Below are 18,051 nucleotides of genomic sequence, written 5' to 3' on the forward strand. Positions count from 1 at the left end.
CCCCTCACCCTGCCCTCTCCCCCGATGGGGGAGAGGGATGGGAACGCTGACTGAGGAGGATGCCGTGCCCACCATGTTCGAGAAGATCTGGAGCCGGCACGTCGTGGCCGAGGGGCCGGGCGGCCAGACGCTCCTCTACGTCGATCGTCATCTGCTGCACGACGGCTCGCCGGAAGCCTTCCGCCGCCTCCGCAAGGCCGGACGCACCGTGCGCAGGCCGGGCGAGCTGGTGGCCACGGCCGACCACTACGTGCCCACGGGGGCGGGGTCGGAGGCCTCAGCCAACGAGGAGATCCGCGGCATGGTCGAGGCCCTCGCCCGCACCTCGCGCGAGCTCGGCATCACGCAGTTCGGACCCGGTGATGTCCGCCAAGGCATCGTGCACGTCATCTGGCCCGAGCAAGGACTGACGCAGCCGGGCATCGTCCTCGTGTGCGGTGATTCCCACACGGCGACCCACGGCGCCTTCGGCGCTCTCGCCTTCGGCATCGGCTCGACGGAGGTCGAGCACGTCCTGGCCACGCAATGCCTCTGGCAGAGGAAGCCCAAGGTGATGCGGATCACCGTCAACGGCGCGCGCCCATTCGGCGTCGCGGCCAAGGACGTGATCCTCGCCATCATCGCCAAGATCGGCGCCGCCGGTGGCGTCGGGCATGCCATCGAGTACGCGGGGCCGGCGATTCGCGCCATGTCCATGGAAGAGCGGATGACCGTCCCTGGCTGGTGAGGGGCGGCGGTCCCGCGGCCTAGCGGTGTGTCCAAGTAATTCCCATGCCTTCGCGAGCAGAAATGGTCCGCTTCGAGCGCCGGCTTCGCCGGCGCAATCGGTACCGGGGGGTGGCTTCGGAAGGGGGGCGGAGCCCCCCTCCGAGTTACCTAGCCGAGCGCGCCTACCGCGCTTCGACCCGGATGCTGGTGAGCACGTTCTGCCAGCTCGCTTCGTCGCCCGATACGAATTGGATCTTCGAGAGATGCACGTCCAGGCACGCGCCCTCCTGACCGAGGTAGGCGTTGACGTGCTTCTGATTGATGGGTACACCTTGAAAATCCTTGATCAAGTAGTCGAGCACGGCGAGCTCGCCCAGCTCGGACATCCGGACCGTGATCCCCTTCATGATCGGACTTCTCTGGAGGCGGGCGGCGTAGTAGGTGCGGCACGCCTTGGCGTCCATGGGCTCCGGCACCCGCTCGAGAAAGGCGGTCAGGGTGATGCTGCCCTCGCGCTTCTCGGCGGCGATACGTCGCGCCGTCCGAGCAGAGTTCATCTCGTCGCCGGTGATGGCGAAGCCCGCGAGATCGAGGCGGACCCCCCATCGGTACCCCGGCAGAGAGAGGGAAAGCGGGCCGGAGGGAGCGGGCGGAAGCGTGGTTGCGACCTCGCTCTTCGCGCGGGCCCCGGCCAGCATGGCGAGCGCGGCCTCCCGGTCGGGCCCTTCCTTGGTGCGGAAGAAGTAGCTGAAGGCAAGGAGGAGGTCTCCCGCGCTGGTCATGCCTTGAATGACGTACGGGTAGTCGCCCGGGGCGGACGGTTTTCCGACCGAGCTCTTGTCGGTGAGCGTGTAGTGATAGCCGCGAGGGGTCTGGCCGGGGAGAGGCTCGACCACGAGGGTCTTCTCGACAGCGGTGGGCAGGAGCTTCTGACCCATGTGCTGGACGAAGGAGCGGATGGCCGCCGGTGAAAACGCATCGGCAGGACGAGTCTGGTCCCAGCTCACCGTGACCTTGAACTCGAACTCCTGGGTAGTAGAGGGTGTGAAGGTGATGGTCGGGGCCCGGCCGCCAGGTGGCTGATCCAGCGAGCTCTTCCACGCGGTGGGCCCATCGAGCTCGAGAACGCCGTGACTCGGGATCGGGTAGGAGCGGGGGGCTTTCGTGGCCGGAGGGTCGGCCGCCTTTGTCGCGGGGACCGTGAGGGTTGCCACGGCGATGAGAGCGAGGATTACCCAGAGCGGGATGACCCAATGTCCATTGAAGGCCATGGATGCCCCCTCCGCCTGGCGGTTGTCGTGAAAGGTCTCAAGACTTCTATATCTTGTAGTGTTCCTCGGCTTTCTCCCCTCCATTTTGGCCTTGTAATACTCAACACATGATGGGTAATCTATGCACTCCTTAATAAGAGAGTGTCGCTATGGCCACCTCGATCGAGTCCCCGCCCCCGCCAGGGCCGGATCGCGAGGGGCTCGATGGCTTGCTGCAGGCTTTTCCCCAAGGCCGGCTCAGCGAGATCGTCGGCCCTCGATCCTCCGGAGGGAGCAGCCTGTTGCTGGCGCTCCTGGCCCACGCGGTCGGACGCGGCGGAGTCGTCGCACTCGTGGACGCCTCCGACACGCTCGATCCCGCCGTGGCTGCCCGCGCCGGGCTCGATCTTCGTGGCTTGCTCTGGGTGCGCTGCGGCGGGCGTCTGCCCGTGGCCTGGCGCGCGACGGATCTCCTTCTCCGCTGCCCGGGGTTTGCCGCCGTCGCGCTCGATGTGGGCGAGTCGGCCTCCGCGCCGCCGGGGATGGGCGTGCGTCTCCAGCGCGCCGTGGCGGGCGGCGAGAGCATCCTCGTCGTTCGCGGGCCGCGGCATCTCCTGGGCTCGGCCGCCGCGCTGGTGGTGTCGGTGCGCCGCGTGCGCACGCGCTGGAATAGTCAATGCGGTGGGGGGGTCTGGGGGCGGAGCGGCGCCGCTCCCCCCCAGAACCGATTCGGCGTTCCCCGGCCTCTGCGGCTGGGCGGGCTCGTCTCCGAGGCGCGCGTGGTGCGCTCGCGCTCCGACCCGCGCCTGGCCATGCCCGAGCGTGCCTGGCTCCTCGAGTGGCGGACATGATGCGCATCGCCTGCCTTCAGGTGCCGGGCGCCGACGCGGCGGTCCAGTCCGCCCTGCTCGACATCGCCCTCCGCCATTCGCCCTCGGTGGAGGATGTCGCGCCGGGCATCGTCTTGCTCGACCTCCGCGGGCTGGGCAAGCTCTGGGGCGGTGAGGAGGAGTTGGCGCGTCGGCTTCGCGAGGCCGTGGCCGAGCGAGGATGGGCGGCGCGAGTGGGGATCGCGGGCAGCCGCGCGGGCGCACGCTTCGCCGCCCGCGCTGGAGATGGTGTCACCATCGTTCCGCCTGGGCGTGACGCGCGGAGACTTGGAGTGGCGCCCCTGGCTCTCCTCGATCTCGGTCCCGAGATGACGGCCCGCCTCGCCCGCTGGGGCATCCGCACGCTCGGCGAATTGGCGGATCTTCCCGCGCGCGGGCTCGCGCAGAGGCTGGGCGACGAGGGACCGCGCCTTCAGCGGCTGGCACGGGGCGAGGATCCCACGCCGCTCCGCCTCTGGGCCCCGCCGCCCGTCTTCGAGGAATCGGCGGAGTGCGCCTGGGGCATCGAGGCGCTCGAGCCGCTCGGCGATCTCATGGCAGGGCTGGCCGAAGTGCTCTGCGCGCGCCTCCGCCGCGACGAGCTCACGGCTGATCGCTTCGAGTGGGTCTGCCGGCTTGCCAATCGCACGGTGCACGAGGGCGTGTGCGCGCCAGCGGCTCCGCTGGCCGATCCCGCGGCGGCCGCCGCGATGCTCCGCGCCTCGCTCGCGGCCCGGCCACCGCGCGCCGCGGTGGAGGGGATCACCCTCCGCGCGCATCCTCTGCGCGCGCCGAAGGCGCAGCCGCGCTTCGATGAGCCGCCGCGCCCGAGCCCGCGTCTGCTCACCGCTGCCCTCGCGCGCCTGAGCGGTCTCGTGGGCGCCTCCGCCATCGGCTCGCCCGAGCTCCTGGACAGCCACCGCCCCGACGCGATCCAGATGACGCCATTTCTTCTCCCCTCTCCCCAATGCAGAGAGGGGGTTCGAAATCAAATCCCTCTCCCCCATCGGGGGAGAGGGCAGGGTGAGGGGGCGGTTCTAGCTGTACGCAGGATGAGACCGCCGCGCCCCGCGCAGGTAACGCTCGAGAGCGGAGCGCCTACTCACCTCCGCGTGACCGGACTCACAGGCCGCATCGTCGCCGGCGCGGGCCCGTGGCGCGTCTCGGGCGAGTGGTGGAGGGAAGACGCTTTCGTCCAGGACGAGTGGGACGTGGAGCTCGGCGACGGCACGCTCTGCCGCCTGGCGCGCGACGGGCGCGGCTGGCGCCTCGAAGCAATTTATGATTAGCCAGCTCGAACGGCACTGACATGTTCGTCGAGCTGCATGCCAAGAGCGCATTTTCTTTCCTCGAGGCGACGGCGTTGCCCGAGGCGCTGGCGGAGCGGGCCAGTGCCCTCGAGCAGCCAGCCCTGGCCCTCCTGGACACCGACGGGGTGTATGGAGCCCCGGCCTTCTACCGGGCCTGTACACGTCTGGGGATCACGCCGCTGGTCGGGGCCGAGATCAGCATGGCCGACGGCGGCAGGCTGCCGCTCCTCGTGGAAGACCAGGAAGGCTACAAGAATCTCTGCCGCCTCCTGACCCGCATCAAGATGCGCGCGGCCAAGAGCCAGGGCACCGCGGGCTGGGACGATCTCGAAGAGCATACGGGCGGGCTCGTCTGCCTCACCGGCGGCACGTCCGGGCTCATCACCTCGGCCCTTGCCCGCGCCGGCCACGAGGCCGCGCGCGCGACGCTCGACAGGCTCGCCGGTCTCTTCGGCCGCTTCGGCGTCTACGCCGAGCTCCAGCGCGATCTCTCCCGCGAGCAGGAGGCGCGCAATGAATGGCTGCGTGCCGAAGCCGAGCGGCTGGGGTTGCCGCTTCTCGCCAGCAATGCCCCCCTCATGACCGCGCGCGGAGATCGCCCATTGCTGGACACGCTGACCTGCATCAAACACGGCACGACGATCGGCCAGGCCGGGCGATTGCTCGCGCGCAATAGCGAGCGCTTCCTCAAGCCCGCTCGCGAGATGGAGAAGCTCTTCGCCGATTGCCCATCGGCGGTGGCCAATACGGGCGAGCTGGCCCTGCGCCTCGGCTTCACCCTCAAGCACCTGGGCTATCGCTTCCCGGACTACCCGCTGCCGCCCGGTCAGACGCCGATCGGCTGGCTCCGCGCGCTCTGCAAGGAAGGGGCGCGGCAGCGCTATGGCGCGGGCCCGCTGGCCCAGCGGGCGAAGCGCCAGATCGAGCGCGAGCTCGACTTGATCGCCCGCCTCGACCTGTCCGGCTACTTCCTCATCGTCTGGGACCTGATCGAGTTCTGCCGCCGCCACGACATTCTGGTGCAGGGGCGGGGCTCGGCCGCCAACAGCGCGGTTTGCTATGCCCTCGGCATCACCGCGGTGGATCCGGTGGGGATGGAGCTCCTCTTCGAGCGCTTCCTCTCCGAGGAGCGTGGCGAGTGGCCGGACATCGACCTCGATCTGCCGAGCGGCGACCGGCGCGAGAAGGTCATCCAGTACGTCTACGAGCGCTATGGCCGGCTGGGCGCCGCCATGACGGCCAATGTCATCACCTATCGCGGCCGGAGCGCGGCGCGCGAAGTGGGCAAGGTCCTGGGACTCCCCGTTGCTCTCTGCGATCGCCTTTCCGGGCTCGTCAGCGACTGGGAGTACAGGGATCCGGGCGATAGCCTCCTCGTCCATCTTCGCGAGGCCGGCTGCGATCCCGCGCAGCCGGTGATGCGCCACTTCGCCGGTCTCTGGACGGCCATCCAGGATCTGCCCCGGCACCTGGGCCAGCACTCGGGCGGCATGGTCATCTGCCAGGGCCGGCTCGATAGCTGCGTGCCCCTCGAGCCGGCGACCATGCCCGGGCGCTCGGTCGTGCAGTGGGACAAGGACGACTGCGCCTCCATGGGCATCATCAAGGTGGATCTCCTGGGTTTGGGCATGATGGCGCTGCTCGAGGACGCCATCGGCATGATCCACCGGCGGGGCGGCCACGTGGACCTGGCGCACTTGCCCCCCGACGACCCGACCGTCTACGCCATGCTGCAGAAGGCCGATACCGTCGGCGTCTTCCAGGTGGAGAGCCGCGCCCAGATGGCCACCCTGCCACGTCTCAAGCCCCGCTGCTTCTACGACCTCGTGGTGCAGGTCGCCATCATCCGTCCGGGGCCCATCGTGGGCGACATGGTGCATCCGTATCTGAGGCGGCGCGCCGGGCGCGAGCTCCCCACCGTGCCGCATCCCTCGCTCGAGCCCATTCTCCGGCGCACGCTCGGCGTCCCGCTCTTCCAGGAGCAGCTCCTGCGCATGGCCATGGCCACGGCGGGCTTCACGGGCGGCGAGGCCGAAGAGCTACGCCGCGCCTTCGGCTTCAAGCGGCGCAAGCAGGCCATGGACGAGGTGGAGAAAAAGCTCCGGGCCGGCATGACGGAGCAGGGGATCACGGGCGAGGCGGCCGAGGCCATCATCCGCTCCATCACCGCCTTCGCCCTCTATGGATTTCCCGAGAGTCATGCGGCCAGCTTCGCGCTGCTCGCCTATGCCAGCACGTATCTCAAGGCGCATCACCCGGCGGCCTTCTACGCGGCGCTGCTCAACAACCAGCCCATGGGCTTCTATCATCCCGCCACCATCGTGGGCGATGCCGCGCGGCACGGGCAGGTGATCCGCCCCGTAGACGTCAACTACTCCGACTGGCTCTGCGCGATCGAGGCCGATGGGACGGTGCGGCTCGGGCTGCGCTATGTCCGGGGGCTGCGCGAGGAGGCGGGTCGGCGCATGGAGCGCCTACGCCCCTTCGCCTCCGCCGACGATCTCGTCCGCCGCGCGGGGCTTCATCGCGACGAGCTGACCCGGCTGGCCGAGCTCGGGGCGCTGGGCAGCCTCGGGCTCGAGCGTCGCGCGGCGCTCTGGGAGATCGAGCTGGCGGCGCGCCCGGCCGGCGCGCTCTACGAAGATATCCCGGCCCCGCCCTCGCCCTCGCCGCTGCCGTCGATGACGGCCGAGGAGGCGCTCGTGGCCGACGGTGAGGGCACCGGGCTCACCCTGGGGCCTCATCCGATGGTTTTCCACCGGGAGCGGCTCGAGCGGCTGCGGGTGGCGCGGGCTACTGATCTGCCTCGGCTCCGGCACGGTGTCACCGTGCGGGTTGCCGGAGCGGTGGTGGTACGCCAGAGGCCCGGCACCGCCAAGGGCTTCGTCTTCCTGAACCTCGAGGACGAGTCGGGGCTCGTGAACGTGGTCGTGCCCCCGCCACTCTTCCACCGCTACCGTCTCATCCTGGTGCAGGAGTCCTTCCTCTACATCGAAGGTACCCTCGAGCATCGCGAGGACGTCATCTCGGTCCGCGCCGGGCGCATCCAGCCCCTCCGCCCCGAGCTCGGACGGATGCCCTCCCACGACTTTCACTAACTCTTGACCGCCGCTTCCTGCTACCTTCTTGCCGCGTCCGATCCTGACCCCGGCCGAGGCCGGAAGGAGGCCAAGTGCTCTTCGCCCCGTGGCTCGTGGTGCTGCTGCTCGGCGCCGCGGGCATCGTCGAGATGAGCATCGGGCTCCATGCGGCGCGGCTCAAGAAGCCGTTCCTGCTGCCCGCTCATCACCTCTACTGGACGCGCGCCGCCGTGTTCACCCTCATCATGCTCATGCTGCCGCGCCTGCCCCTGCGCTCGGCGCCCGGCGTCAACAGCAATGCTCTCGATGCCATGCTGCTTCTCCCGGTGGTCCTGGCCGCCGGCTGCTTCTGGATGCTTGGCCGAGGCTATGCCGCGCCCGGGGTGGCCGTGGAGTCGCTGCTCGAGACCGTGCGCGAGGTGCTGGGGCAAATGGGCTACTACAGCGCGCGCGAGTCCGTCCCGCGCGCCGGGGAGCACGAGCTCATGATCAAGGATCTGGGCGTGGTGGTGACGGTGTCGGCCCCATGGTGGAGCGGGACGCCCCGGCTGCGCGTGCAGCCGGCGGACGAGAGCGGGCTGCTTCGTCAGGTGGTGACCGCGGTCAACGTCCTGCTGGCTCTCGGGCCCTACGAGGTGCGCAGCGCTCCCTTCATGCTCCACACTCTCAAGGGAGGCGTCCTGATCGTGGCGGCCGTGGCAGGCCTGATCGCTCTGGTCGCGCGCGGGACTCTGAGCCCCGCATAGATTCTGTAGGCTGCTCAAAAGGGCCCAGATGCGAGGGCGCCAACGAAGCACATGGGCCTTTTTCAGCAGCCTACGGGCGGACTATTGTCGTACTATCCCCGCTCGCGACGATCTGGTAGCCGTTGGCGCCGCCCGCCGAATAGGTATACGTCCAGCCGGGAGGCGGGGTCGGTGTCGAAGCCATGAAGGGGCCCGCGATTTCCCCGTTCACGTTGGTCTGCGGGCTCGTGAGATCGGTCAGCGTCGAGGGCATCTGGCCCATGTGCGCGCTGAAGGTGCCAATAGCTCCCGCCAGGGTGCGCGTGTCCGCTTCGGCCTTGGCCACGCGCGAGCGGGCCTGAACATTGTGATAGATGGTCATGGCTATGGTGGTCAGCACGCCGAGCACGGCAATGACGACCAGGAGCTCAACCAGAGTGAACCCGGCTTCTCGGCGACGCATGTCGGCCTTATTAGGGCAAAGGTGATGCCATGCGCGGAATTCAGCCCGAGCCCCCTAACTGCCCAAGTTTCCTGACCTTCCACAGGCCCCAACGCGGTCTGGGGTCGGGCAGACCGCCAAAATTTGGTTTCGATTGGCCCATTTAGCGCACTGCGCGCCGGGCTCTGACCGCGCGGATGGGTGGCGCGCCGACCTGAAGTCGCGCGCCTCGAGGGATGCATCCAAGGCGAGGATGACGGCGTATCGCTTCTACGGTATCCTCGGATTCTGGTGCGTAGCGCATCCAAGATCATCAGCAATCGCCCTCCCATGGAGGGGTCCATCGACGTGAGTCCACGCAGGCTACATCGGGCCGAGCGCGCATACCTGCGGCAGCTGCTGAGTCCCGCCTTCGCGCTGGCCGCCATCGCCATCATCGAGGCATTTTCCTGGACCCCGTGGCAGATCGTAGCGCCGACCACCCTTCTCCTGACCGCCGTGGTCGCCTCGACCTTCGTGGGGGGCCTGGTCGACGGGCTCATCAGCGCCGGCATCACCGTGTGGTATTACTCGTACCTGCTCTCCTCCCCCGGCACGGTCTTTCCGTACACTCACGAGACGCTGCGGCGCGTGCTCGTCTATGCCTGCTCGGCGCCCGCCGTCGCTCTCATGGTCGGCGTCATCAAGCAGCGCGCCGCGCGCATCGCCGCCGACGCCGCGCGCCGGGAGCGTGACTCATCGGATGCCGTGTACGCCTCGCTGACGTGGTCGCGGGAGGCGGAGAAGACGGGGCGGGAGGCAGAGCGCCGCTACCGGGCCTTCTTCGACGCCAACGTCGCGGGCATCGTCCACGCCTTCCGGGACGGCAAGATGCTCGTGTGCAATGAGGCCTTCCGGCGCCTGACCGGCTTCAGCACGGATGAGGAGATCAAGGCGCGGAACATCCGCGACTTCTTCGAGGAGCGGGCCGACTTCGACCGTATCATCGAGCGTCTCGATCGAGGGACGCTGTCCATCGAGGAAGAGCTTGGGTTCCGGCGGCGTGATCGCGACCTGCGCCGCGTGCGCCTCACCGCGCGGCGCCTGGAGGAGGGCGCCCGGCTCGTGGTCGAGGTGAGCGTCGTGGACATCACGGCGCAGTGGACGGCTCAGACGCAGGCGGCCGCCCTCGAGACCAAGATGGCCACTCAGGAGGCCTATATCGCCATCTTGGGTCAGGAGGTGGATGCGCTCGCGCATGCCGTGGCGCATGACCTGCGCGGGCCGCTGCGGCGCATGGATGACCTGAGCGAGGCACTCATCGTGGACTACGGTCTCAGGCTCGACGGAGAAGGACGCGGCCGGCTCAATCGCCTGGCCACGACGAATCGCAGCATGGAGAAGCTCGTGCAGCGGTTCATCGAGCTGTCGCGCCTCACGAGCGGCGAGCTCAAGCGCGAGAGGGTGGACCTTTCCGCACTGGCTCGAGGAGTGGCCGAGGGGCTCCGGGCCGGCCATGCCGGGGACGACGTCACCTGCACGATTGCCCCAGGGCTGACGGCCAACGGAGATCCGGGCCTCCTGCGGCTGGCCCTCACGCACCTCATCGGCACGGCCTGGAGCGCGACGGCAGGACAGCCGGGCGCGCACATCGAGTTCGGCTCTGCCCGCGTGGGGGACCGGGAGACTTTCGTGATCACCGATGGCGGCGGCACCATTGACCGGCCCTATGCCGGGGCGCTGCCGGGCGCCGTCCAGCGCCTGGACAATGGGCATGGACCAGAGGGAAGGCATGGACCGGACGGGGGGGCCGTCGCCCTGGTCATGGTCCAGCGCGTCATCCAGCGCCATGGAGGCCGGGTCTGGGTCGAGGCCACGCCCGAAGGTGGGGCCGTGTTCTTCACGCTCGGCAACGAGCCGGAGAAGTCTCCCCCATCCCCCCGCATCTCCCCAGCATCCCTTTGATGTCTTAACGCGTCCAAACACCCGGACAGACGAGGAACCATCGGTGCCTATCTACGAGTACGAGTGCCAGGCCTGCCACCGCCGCCTGAGCCTGCTCGTGCGCTCGATGTCACAGCAAGCCTCGCCTCGATGTCCGGGCTGCGGCAGCGCCGAGCTCTCACGACTCATGTCCCGTTTCGCTACCCTCAAGTCCGAAGATGACCGGCTGGAAGCCGCCGCCGATCCCTCCCAATACGGTGACCTCGACGAAAGCGACCCTCGCAGCATTGCCAAGTTCGTCAAGCGCATGGGCGACGAGGTGGGCGAGGATCTGGGGCCGGATCTCGACGCGGCCATGGACGAGGCCATGGCCGAGGGCGGAGATGGCGGCGAGGAGGGGGGGCCCGGCGGTGAGGCCAGCCTGTCTGAAGCCGGGAGCGACGATGAAGGTTGAGGCGCTGCCGGGTTTCGAAGGCCTGGACGAGCCGCGCTGGAATGGCCTCCTCGACCAGGCCCGCCTCCCCTCCGTTTTCCTGACCTGGCAGTGGCAGACGGTCTGGGCCCGGGCATTCCTGGGCGGCCGGCCGCTTCACCTCCTGCGTATCGCGGACGATGCCGGCACGCTGGCCGGCCTCCTGCCCCTCTACGACGAGGCGCCGGGAGAGCGGCGCCTGGTAGGCGGCGTGGACGTCTCCGACTATCTCGACCTCATCGCACCGGCCGGTCGCGAGGAGGACGCGTGGCAAGCGCTCCTCCATCACCGCGCGGGCGACTCGGCGGCCTGGGATCTCCACGGCATCCGCGCCCTCTCCCCCACGCTCGAGATCCTTCCCAGGCTCAGCCCGACATCGGGGCTGCGGGCCTCGGTCGAGCGAGAAGATCGCTGTCCGGTCCTGGAGCTGCCGTCCTCCTGGGAGACCTATCTGGAGCGGCTGTCCGGCAAGGATCGTCATGAGCTCAAGCGCAAGATACGCAAGCTCGAGCGCGAGCTCCCGGGCACCTCCGCGCGCTCCCATGCCTCGCCCGAAGGGTGGGAGGGAGAGCTCGCGAAGTTCCTCAGGCTCCACCGGCTCTCCAAGGGCGGCAAGGCGCGCTTCATGGACGAGCGCATGGAGGGCTTCTTCCGCGAGGTCACGCGGGCCCTGGCGGCGGCGGGCTGGGCGCGGCTCTGGTTCCTCGATCACGAGGGGGCCGGCGTCGCGGCCTTTCTCTGCTTCGAGTACCGCGGCTCCGTGGGTCTCTACAATTCGGGCTTCGATCCCCAGCACGCCAAGCTCTCGCCCGGCATCGTCCTGCTCGCCCACGTGATCCGCGACGCCATCGAGCGGGGGGTGCCCCTGTTCGACTTCCTCCGTGGAGAAGAGCCGTACAAGTACGCGTTCGGCCCGACCCCGCAGGATCTCTTCCGCATACGGGTGACCCCGTGAGCCTGCGCGTGGCCGTGCTGAGCGTCCACACGTGCCCGCTCGCCGCCCTCGGGGGCAAGGAGACGGGCGGCATGAACGTGTACGTGCGCGAGACCGCGCGCGAGCTTGGTCGCATGGGCGTGGCCGTGGATGTCTTCACGCGGTCACAGAACCCCAGCATCCCCCGCGTGGCCGAGCTCGGAAACGGCGCGCGCGTCATCCACTTGCCCGCGGGACCCCAGGCGCCCATCGGGCGCGCGACCATACACCAGCACCTGGCCGAATTCGTCGAGGGCGTGGAGAAGCATCGCTGGGACGAGGGCATCGACTACGATGTGATCCACGGCCATTACTGGCTTTCGGGCGTGGCGGGGCTCGAGCTGCGCGAGCGCTGGGGCGTGCCGCTGGTACAGATGTTCCACACGCTGGGCCGGCTCAAGAACTCGGTGGCGCAAGACGACCTCGAGAGGGAGCCCGAGCTCAGGCTGTCCGAGGAGGCGCGCATCGTGGCGGGGGCGGACCGCATCGTGGCCGCCAATGTGGTCGAGCGCGCCCACCTCGTCTGGTACTACGGGGCGACCACCGATCGCATCGCGGTCATCCCATGCGGGGTCGACACCGATCTCTTCCAGCCCATGGGGCAGGCGGCCGCCCAGGATCTCCTCGAAGTGCCGACCGGCCCGATGCTGCTCTATGTCGGGCGGCTCCAGCCCATCAAGGGGCTCGAGACGCTGCTGGAGGCGGTGGCGCGGCTGGGTGATTCGTCGCGGCTCTACGTGGTGGGCGGGGATGCCGACGAGCCGGAGCCGTCTCCCCTGGTGCGGGGCGGCGCGGCGCGGGGGCATGCCACCCGGCTCCGCGCTCGCGTGCGGGCGCTCGGGCTCCAGGATCGCGTACACTTCCTGGGCGCCCAGCCGCAGCGGCGGCTCCGACTCTTCTACGCCGCGGCCGACGCGACGGTCATGCCGTCGGCGTACGAGTCGTTCGGGATGGTGGCCCTCGAGGCCATGGCCTGCGGCTGCCCCGTGGTCGCCTCGCGCGTGGGCGGGCTTCAGACCACTGTCAAGGACGGCGTGACGGGCTATCTCGTGCCCGAGGGCGATCCCGCCGCGCTGGCCGAGCGCCTCGAGCGCCTGCTTCACGATCCCGCCGAGCGCGCCCGCCTGGGCCGCGAGGCCTCGCGCTGGGCGGACGACTATCGCTGGCCCTGCGTCACCGAGTCGGTGTGTAGACTCTATTCCGAGCTGCGCCCCGCCGCCGTCTCGCATCTCGGCCGCGGCCGCTGCCAGACTCAACCATGAGCGTCACCTCGCGAGAGCCCATCAGCATCAACGGACGCACCTATGCGTGGCCGCCCCGGCCGCTCGTGGTCGTGTGCGTGGACGGCTGTGAGCCCGATTACCTCGAGCAGGCTTTCCTGGCCGGCGCCATGCCGTATCTGGCCTCGGCCGTGGCCGAGGGTACGCGGCTGCTCGGCGCCTGCGTGGTGCCGAGCTTCACGAATCCGAACAACCTCTCCATCGTCACCGGCGTGCCGCCTTCCGTGCACGGCATCTGCGGGAACTACTTCTGGGACCGCGAGGCCGGCGCCGAGGTGATGATGAACGACCCGAAGTATCTCCGCTGCGATACCATCCTGGCCGCCTTCGCGGAGGCCGGGGCCTGCGTCGCCGTGGTCACGGCCAAGGACAAGCTGCGGCGGCTGCTCGGGCACGGCATGCGGGGGATCTGCTTCTCCGCCGAGAAGGCGAACGAGGCCACGGTGGCCGAGCACGGCATCGCGGATGTGCTCGAGCTGGTGGGGTTGCCGCTGCCCTCGGTGTACAGCGCCGACCTCAGCGAGTTCGTCTTCGCCGCGGGCGTGAGGCTCATGGAGACCACGCGGCCGGACCTGACATACCTGTCCACCACGGACTATGTCCAGCACAAGCATGCCCCCGGCACCTCGGCCGCCAACGCGTTCTACCGGATGATGGACGGCTACCTCGCGCGTCTGACCGGGCTCGGCGCCTCCATCGCCATCACGGCCGACCATGGCATGAACGCCAAGACGGACGGCGAGGGCAAGCCGCAAGTGATCTATCTCCAGGACGTCCTCGACGGCTGGTTGGGGACGGCACGGGCGCGCGTCATCCTTCCCATCACCGATCCCTACGTCGTCCATCACGGCGCCCTCGGCTCCTTCGCCACCGTCTACCTGCCGGATGGCATTGACCCGGGGGCGGCGGCGGGAAGCGTGGCGGCGCTGCCGGGCATGGAGCTGGTGCTGGACCGTTCGGAAGGCTGCCGGCGCTTCGAGCTGCCGCCGGACCGGATGGGCGATCTCGTCGCGGTCTCGCGGCGACACTACGTCATCGGCACGAGCCAGGCCAAGCACGACCTCTCGGGACTGGATGCGCCGCTCCGCTCCCACGGCGGGCTCTCGGAGCAGACGGTGCCGCTCGTCCTGACCGAACGCCTTGGCGACCTGCCGCCCGGTCGCCGCCTCCGCAACTTCGACATCTTCGACCTCGCCCTCAATCGCGTCCTGTGACGCGGCTGCCCAGCCAGGCGCGCGTCGTCATCGTCGGCGGCGGCATCGTCGGCACCAGCGTCGCCTATCACCTGACCAAGCTCGGATGGCGGGACGTGGTGCTGCTCGAGCAGGGACGCCTGTCGGGCGGCACCACGTGGCATGCCGCCGGTCTCGTGGGCCAGCTGCGCTCGTCGAGCAATCTGACCCAGCTCATCCGGGACAGCGTCGACCTCTATGGCCGCCTGGAAGCCGAGACCGGCCAGGCCACGGGCTGGAAGCGCTGCGGCAGCATCAGCGTGGCGCGCACGGCCGAGCGTATGGTCCAGCTCCGGCGCAATGCCTCCGTGGCCCGCTCCTATGGCATCGACGCCGAGGAGATCAGCCCCAAGCAGGCGGGCGAGCGCTATCCGCTCATGCGCACCGATGACCTGATCGGCGCCGTGTGGATTCCCGGCGACGGCAAGGCGAATCCCGCCGACATCACCCAGGCCCTGGCGCGGGGCGCCCGGGCGGGTGGCGCGCAGATCCACGAGGGCGTCAGGGTCACGGGCGTCAAGCTCGAGAGTGGCCGCGTGGCAGGCGTGCAGACCTCGCAGGGCGACATCGCCATCGAAGTGCTCGTCAACTGCGCGGGCATGTGGGCGCGGGAGCTCGGTCGGATGAGCGGGGTCAGCGTTCCCCTGCACGCCTGCGAGCACATGTACATGGTCACCAATCCCATCGACGGCGTCACCCCCGACCTGCCCGTGCTGCGCGATGGCGACGGCCACGTCTATTTCAAGGAGGAGGTGGCGGGCCTCCTCATGGGCGGCTTCGATCCCTGGGCCAAGCCGTGGGGCATGGACGGCATTCCCGAGGGCTTCAGCTTCGGGACGCTCCCCGAGGACTGGGCCAAGTTCGAGATCCTCATGCGGCACGCCATCGAGCGCGTCCCCGCCCTCGAGACGGCCCCGGTGCGGCTCCTCATGAATGGACCCGAGAGCTTCACGCCCGACAACTACTTCATCCTGGGCGAGGCGCCCGAGGTGCGCCGCTACTACGTCGGGGCCGGCTTCTGCTCGGGCGGCATCGCGACGGCCGGGGGGGCGGGGCGGGCCCTCGCCGAGTGGATCGTGGAGGACCGGCCGTCCATGGATCTCTGGCAGGCGGACATCCGGCGCTTCGCTCCCTTCCATGCCAACCCCGAGTTCCTGCGCGAGCGCGCGAGCGAGATCGTGGGCGTGCACTATTTCGTCGCCTTCCCCAACCGTGAGCTCGAGAGCGGTCGCGGGCTGCGCCGCTCGCCCCTTCACGATCGTCTCCAGGCGCGCGGAGCCTGCTTCGGCAACAAGATGGGCTGGGAGCGCCCGAACTGGTTCGCCCTGGCGGGGGTCAAGCCGGAGACCGTCTATTCCTTCGGCCGCCAGAACTGGTTCCCCCAGGCCGCCGCCGAGCACCGCGCGTGTCGCGAGGCGGTGGCCCTCTTCGATCAGACCTCCTTCTCCAAGTTCCTCGTCCAGGGACCCGATGCCGAATCCGTCCTCCAGCGGCTCTGCGCCAATGACGTGGCCGTGCCCCCCGGGCGCATCGTGTACACGGCCATGCTGAACGAGCGGGGCGGCTTCGAGAGCGACCTCACGGTGACGCGGGTCCGCGAGGACGCCTATCTCGTCGTGACCGGCTCCGCCCAGACCACGCGTGACGCCAGCTGGATCCGACGCCATATTCCTGCGGAGGCCCGCGCGACCTTGACCGACGTGGGCAGCGCGTATGCCGTCATCGGCGTGATGGGGCCACGCGCGCGCGCGCTTCTGTCCCGCGTGAGCGGCGCCGACCTCTCGAGCGCGGCCTTCCCGTTCGCCACGAGCCGCGAGATCGGCATCGGCCGCGCTACCGTCCGCGCCTCACGCATCACCTATGTGGGAGAGCTCGGCTGGGAGCTGTACGTGCCGGTGGAAGTCGCCGCGGACGTCTACGACACGCTGCGCGAGGCGGGAGGGGATCTCGGGCTCGTGGATGCCGGCTACTACGCGATCGACTCGCTCCGGCTCGAGAAAGGCTATCGCGCCTGGGGACGGGAGCTGACGCCCGACGACACGCCCCTGGAGGCGGGGCTCGGCTGGGCGGTGCGCTTCGACAAAGGCCGTGACTTCCTCGGCCGCCAGGCATTGCTCGCGCGCAAGGGCCAGCCTCTGGCCAGGCGTCTGGTCAGCCTTGTGCTCGAGGATCCGGAGCTCTTGCCCTGGGGCGACGAGCCCATCTGGTGCGACGGCAGCCTCGCGGGCTCGGTCACCTCGGCGGCGTTCGGGCACACCCTGGGACGCGGCGTGGCCCTGGGCTGGGTACGTCGCGGCGAGGGCGTCGATGCCGACTGGCTCGAGCGCGCGCGTGTGGAGATAGAAATCGCCGGCCAGCGCCATCGGACCCGCGCGAGCCTCCGCGCGCCGTATGATCCCGACGGCCAGCGGGTGAAAGCTTAGCGGGCGCCCGCGGGGCTATTCATCCCTCGCCTCAGCAGGCGAGTGCCGTCGTCCGCTCAAACCTCCTCGCCTCGACGTGCCTCCTCGCTCGGGCGCCTCCGCCCGCCCCCCATCCCCCAGAGGGGGGTGCGCTCGCCGCCCTGCTGCGCAGGACGGCTCGCGCGGCGGAGGCGCCCTGCGCTTCGGGGCACGCTACGGCTCGTCGGATTCGCTCCCGACGGCACTCGCCTGCTGAGGCGAGCGCGGAGTGGGTCAAGGGGCCCGTCGCGTCCCCGGTCAATGGTGCTGTGCTAGACTGCGCGCACATGGAGCAGGGCGGGGATCTCCTCCTCGACGTTCAGAACCTCCAGACCCAGTTCTCGACCGCCGACGGCATCGTGCGCGCAGTGGACGGCGTGTCGTGGGACGTGCGGGCGGGGGAGACGGTGGCCCTCGTGGGCGAATCGGGCTGCGGCAAGTCGGTGAGCGCGCTCAGCATCATGCGGCTCGTCTCCGCTCCCGCCGGCCGCATCCTGGGCGGGCAGATCTTCTTCAAGGGGCGCGACCTCCTCCAGCTTCCCGAGGATCAGATGCGTCAGGTCCGCGGGCGCGAGATCGCCATGATCTTTCAGGAGCCGATGACGTCCCTCAATCCCGTGCTGAGCGTAGGCCGCCAGCTGACCGAGCCCACGGAAATCCATTTCGGGGCGACCCCCTCCCAATCGCGGGCGCGGGCCATCGAGCTCCTGGGTCTGGTCGGCATCTCCGATCCCGAGCGGCGGCTGCGCCAGTATCCGCACCAGTTCAGCGGCGGGATGCGGCAGCGGATGATGATCGCCATGGCCCTGGCCTGCAATCCCGCCCTCATCCTGGCCGACGAGCCGACCACCGCGCTCGACGTCACCATCCAGGCTCAGATCCTCGAGCTCATGAAAGGCCTCTCGCGCCGGCTCGGCGTCGCCATGGTCATGATCACGCACAATCTCGGGGTGGTCGCCCGCTACGCCGACCGGGTCAACGTGATGTATGCCGGCCGCATCGTCGAGCGGGCCACCGCCCGTGAGATCTACGCCAACCCGCGCCACCCCTATACGCTCGGTCTGCTGCGCTCGGTGCCTCGGCTGGACGAGCCGCGGCGCGCGAAACTTCTGCCCATCCAGGGTCAGCCCCCCGATCTGTCGCGGCTGCCCCCGGGGTGCGCCTTTCAGCCGCGTTGCCAGTACGCATTGGAGCGCTGTCGTCTCGAGGCGCCGCCTCTCGAAGCGGTCTCGCCCGGGCACGTCTCGGCCTGCTGGGTCGCCGCCGAGCTGGGCCAGAAGGTGTCCGCGTGACCGTGACGGCCTCCGCGCGCGAAGGCCGAGGCGCTGAAAATCGCGGACGCGACG

At 69.5% G+C, this 18,051-nt stretch carries 14 protein-coding genes; 12 read left to right on the forward strand and 2 right to left on the reverse strand.

Going from position 1 to position 18,051, the window contains the following annotated elements:
* Window positions 1-37 precede the first annotated feature (37 nt).
* Window positions 38-727: an aconitase family protein gene (locus VGT00_12145; protein HEV8532162.1), complete on the forward strand. Its 690-nt coding sequence runs from the start codon at window positions 38-40 to the stop codon at window positions 725-727.
* Window positions 728-890: 163 nt separating this feature from the next.
* On the opposite strand, the gene VGT00_12150 is transcribed toward VGT00_12145, so the two are convergent.
* Window positions 891-1,979, reverse strand: a complete 1,089-nt coding sequence (locus tag VGT00_12150) for a hypothetical protein (GenBank protein ID HEV8532163.1) — start codon at window positions 1,977-1,979, stop codon at window positions 891-893.
* Window positions 1,980-2,128: 149 nt separating this feature from the next.
* Between VGT00_12150 and VGT00_12155 the strand changes: the two genes are divergently transcribed.
* The 4 genes from VGT00_12155 to VGT00_12170 all read left to right on the forward strand — a co-directional run bounded on the left by VGT00_12155 (window position 2,129) and on the right by VGT00_12170 (window position 7,963).
* A complete protein-coding gene (locus VGT00_12155; GenBank protein HEV8532164.1) occupies window positions 2,129-2,809 on the forward strand; it encodes a hypothetical protein in 681 nt (226 codons plus the stop codon).
* Window positions 2,806-4,116 carry a DNA polymerase Y family protein gene (locus VGT00_12160; protein HEV8532165.1) on the forward strand — a complete coding sequence of 437 codons (1,311 nt, stop codon included), beginning with the start codon at window positions 2,806-2,808 and terminating at the stop codon, window positions 4,114-4,116. The genes VGT00_12155 and VGT00_12160 overlap by 4 nt, the downstream gene beginning before the upstream one ends.
* A 20-nt stretch (window positions 4,117-4,136) precedes the next feature.
* Window positions 4,137-7,235, forward strand: a complete 3,099-nt coding sequence (locus tag VGT00_12165; GenBank protein ID HEV8532166.1) for an error-prone DNA polymerase — start codon at window positions 4,137-4,139, stop codon at window positions 7,233-7,235.
* 74 nt (window positions 7,236-7,309) lie between these two features.
* A complete protein-coding gene (locus tag VGT00_12170) occupies window positions 7,310-7,963 on the forward strand; it encodes a hypothetical protein (GenBank protein HEV8532167.1) in 654 nt (217 codons plus the stop codon).
* A 70-nt stretch (window positions 7,964-8,033) separates the two neighbouring features.
* Here the strand turns inward: VGT00_12170 and VGT00_12175 are convergent, their stop codons facing one another.
* On the reverse strand, window positions 8,034-8,405 hold the full coding sequence (locus VGT00_12175; GenBank protein HEV8532168.1) for a prepilin-type N-terminal cleavage/methylation domain-containing protein: 372 nt from the start codon (window positions 8,403-8,405) through the stop codon (window positions 8,034-8,036).
* A 327-nt stretch (window positions 8,406-8,732) separates the two neighbouring features.
* On the opposite strand from VGT00_12175, the gene VGT00_12180 reads away from it, so the two are divergent.
* From VGT00_12180 to VGT00_12210, 7 genes are all read left to right on the forward strand, one after another.
* Window positions 8,733-10,328, forward strand: a complete 1,596-nt coding sequence (locus VGT00_12180; protein ID HEV8532169.1) for a PAS domain S-box protein — start codon at window positions 8,733-8,735, stop codon at window positions 10,326-10,328.
* A gap of 43 nt (window positions 10,329-10,371) precedes the next feature.
* The gene (locus tag VGT00_12185) at window positions 10,372-10,761 is read left to right on the forward strand and encodes a zinc ribbon domain-containing protein (GenBank protein HEV8532170.1); all 390 of its coding nucleotides are present in this window, start codon (window positions 10,372-10,374) and stop codon (window positions 10,759-10,761) included.
* The gene (locus tag VGT00_12190) at window positions 10,751-11,734 is read left to right on the forward strand and encodes a GNAT family N-acetyltransferase (GenBank protein ID HEV8532171.1); all 984 of its coding nucleotides are present in this window, start codon (window positions 10,751-10,753) and stop codon (window positions 11,732-11,734) included. Before VGT00_12185 ends, VGT00_12190 begins: the two co-directional genes overlap by 11 nt.
* On the forward strand, window positions 11,731-13,014 hold the full coding sequence (locus VGT00_12195) for a glycosyltransferase (GenBank protein HEV8532172.1): 1,284 nt from the start codon (window positions 11,731-11,733) through the stop codon (window positions 13,012-13,014). Before VGT00_12190 ends, VGT00_12195 begins: the two co-directional genes overlap by 4 nt.
* Window positions 13,011-14,246, forward strand: coding sequence for a phosphonoacetate hydrolase (gene phnA, locus VGT00_12200; protein HEV8532173.1), 1,236 nt, complete (start codon window positions 13,011-13,013; stop codon window positions 14,244-14,246). The genes VGT00_12195 and phnA overlap by 4 nt, the downstream gene beginning before the upstream one ends.
* Window positions 14,243-16,687, forward strand: coding sequence for an FAD-dependent oxidoreductase (locus tag VGT00_12205; protein ID HEV8532174.1), 2,445 nt, complete (start codon window positions 14,243-14,245; stop codon window positions 16,685-16,687). The genes phnA and VGT00_12205 overlap by 4 nt, the downstream gene beginning before the upstream one ends.
* A 305-nt stretch (window positions 16,688-16,992) precedes the next feature.
* The gene (locus VGT00_12210; GenBank protein ID HEV8532175.1) at window positions 16,993-17,997 is read left to right on the forward strand and encodes an ABC transporter ATP-binding protein; all 1,005 of its coding nucleotides are present in this window, start codon (window positions 16,993-16,995) and stop codon (window positions 17,995-17,997) included.
* Window positions 17,998-18,051 lie beyond the last annotated feature (54 nt).

The sequence above is a fragment of the Candidatus Methylomirabilota bacterium genome (genome assembly GCA_036002485.1).
GTDB lineage: Bacteria > Methylomirabilota > Methylomirabilia > Rokubacteriales > CSP1-6 > AR37.

Coding starts and splice junctions, on each gene's coding strand:
- VGT00_12145 (HEV8532162.1), top strand. CDS start 38: ATGGGAACGCTGACTGAGGAGGATGCCGTGCCCACCATGTTCGAGAAG.
- VGT00_12175 (HEV8532168.1), bottom strand. CDS start 8,405: ATGCGTCGCCGAGAAGCCGGGTTCACTCTGGTTGAGCTCCTGGTCGTC.
- phnA (HEV8532173.1), top strand. CDS start 13,011: ATGAGCGTCACCTCGCGAGAGCCCATCAGCATCAACGGACGCACCTAT.
- VGT00_12190 (HEV8532171.1), top strand. CDS start 10,751: ATGAAGGTTGAGGCGCTGCCGGGTTTCGAAGGCCTGGACGAGCCGCGC.
- VGT00_12150 (HEV8532163.1), bottom strand. CDS start 1,979: ATGGCCTTCAATGGACATTGGGTCATCCCGCTCTGGGTAATCCTCGCT.
- VGT00_12165 (HEV8532166.1), top strand. CDS start 4,137: ATGTTCGTCGAGCTGCATGCCAAGAGCGCATTTTCTTTCCTCGAGGCG.
- VGT00_12155 (HEV8532164.1), top strand. CDS start 2,129: ATGGCCACCTCGATCGAGTCCCCGCCCCCGCCAGGGCCGGATCGCGAG.
- VGT00_12160 (HEV8532165.1), top strand. CDS start 2,806: ATGATGCGCATCGCCTGCCTTCAGGTGCCGGGCGCCGACGCGGCGGTC.
- VGT00_12210 (HEV8532175.1), top strand. CDS start 16,993: ATGGAGCAGGGCGGGGATCTCCTCCTCGACGTTCAGAACCTCCAGACC.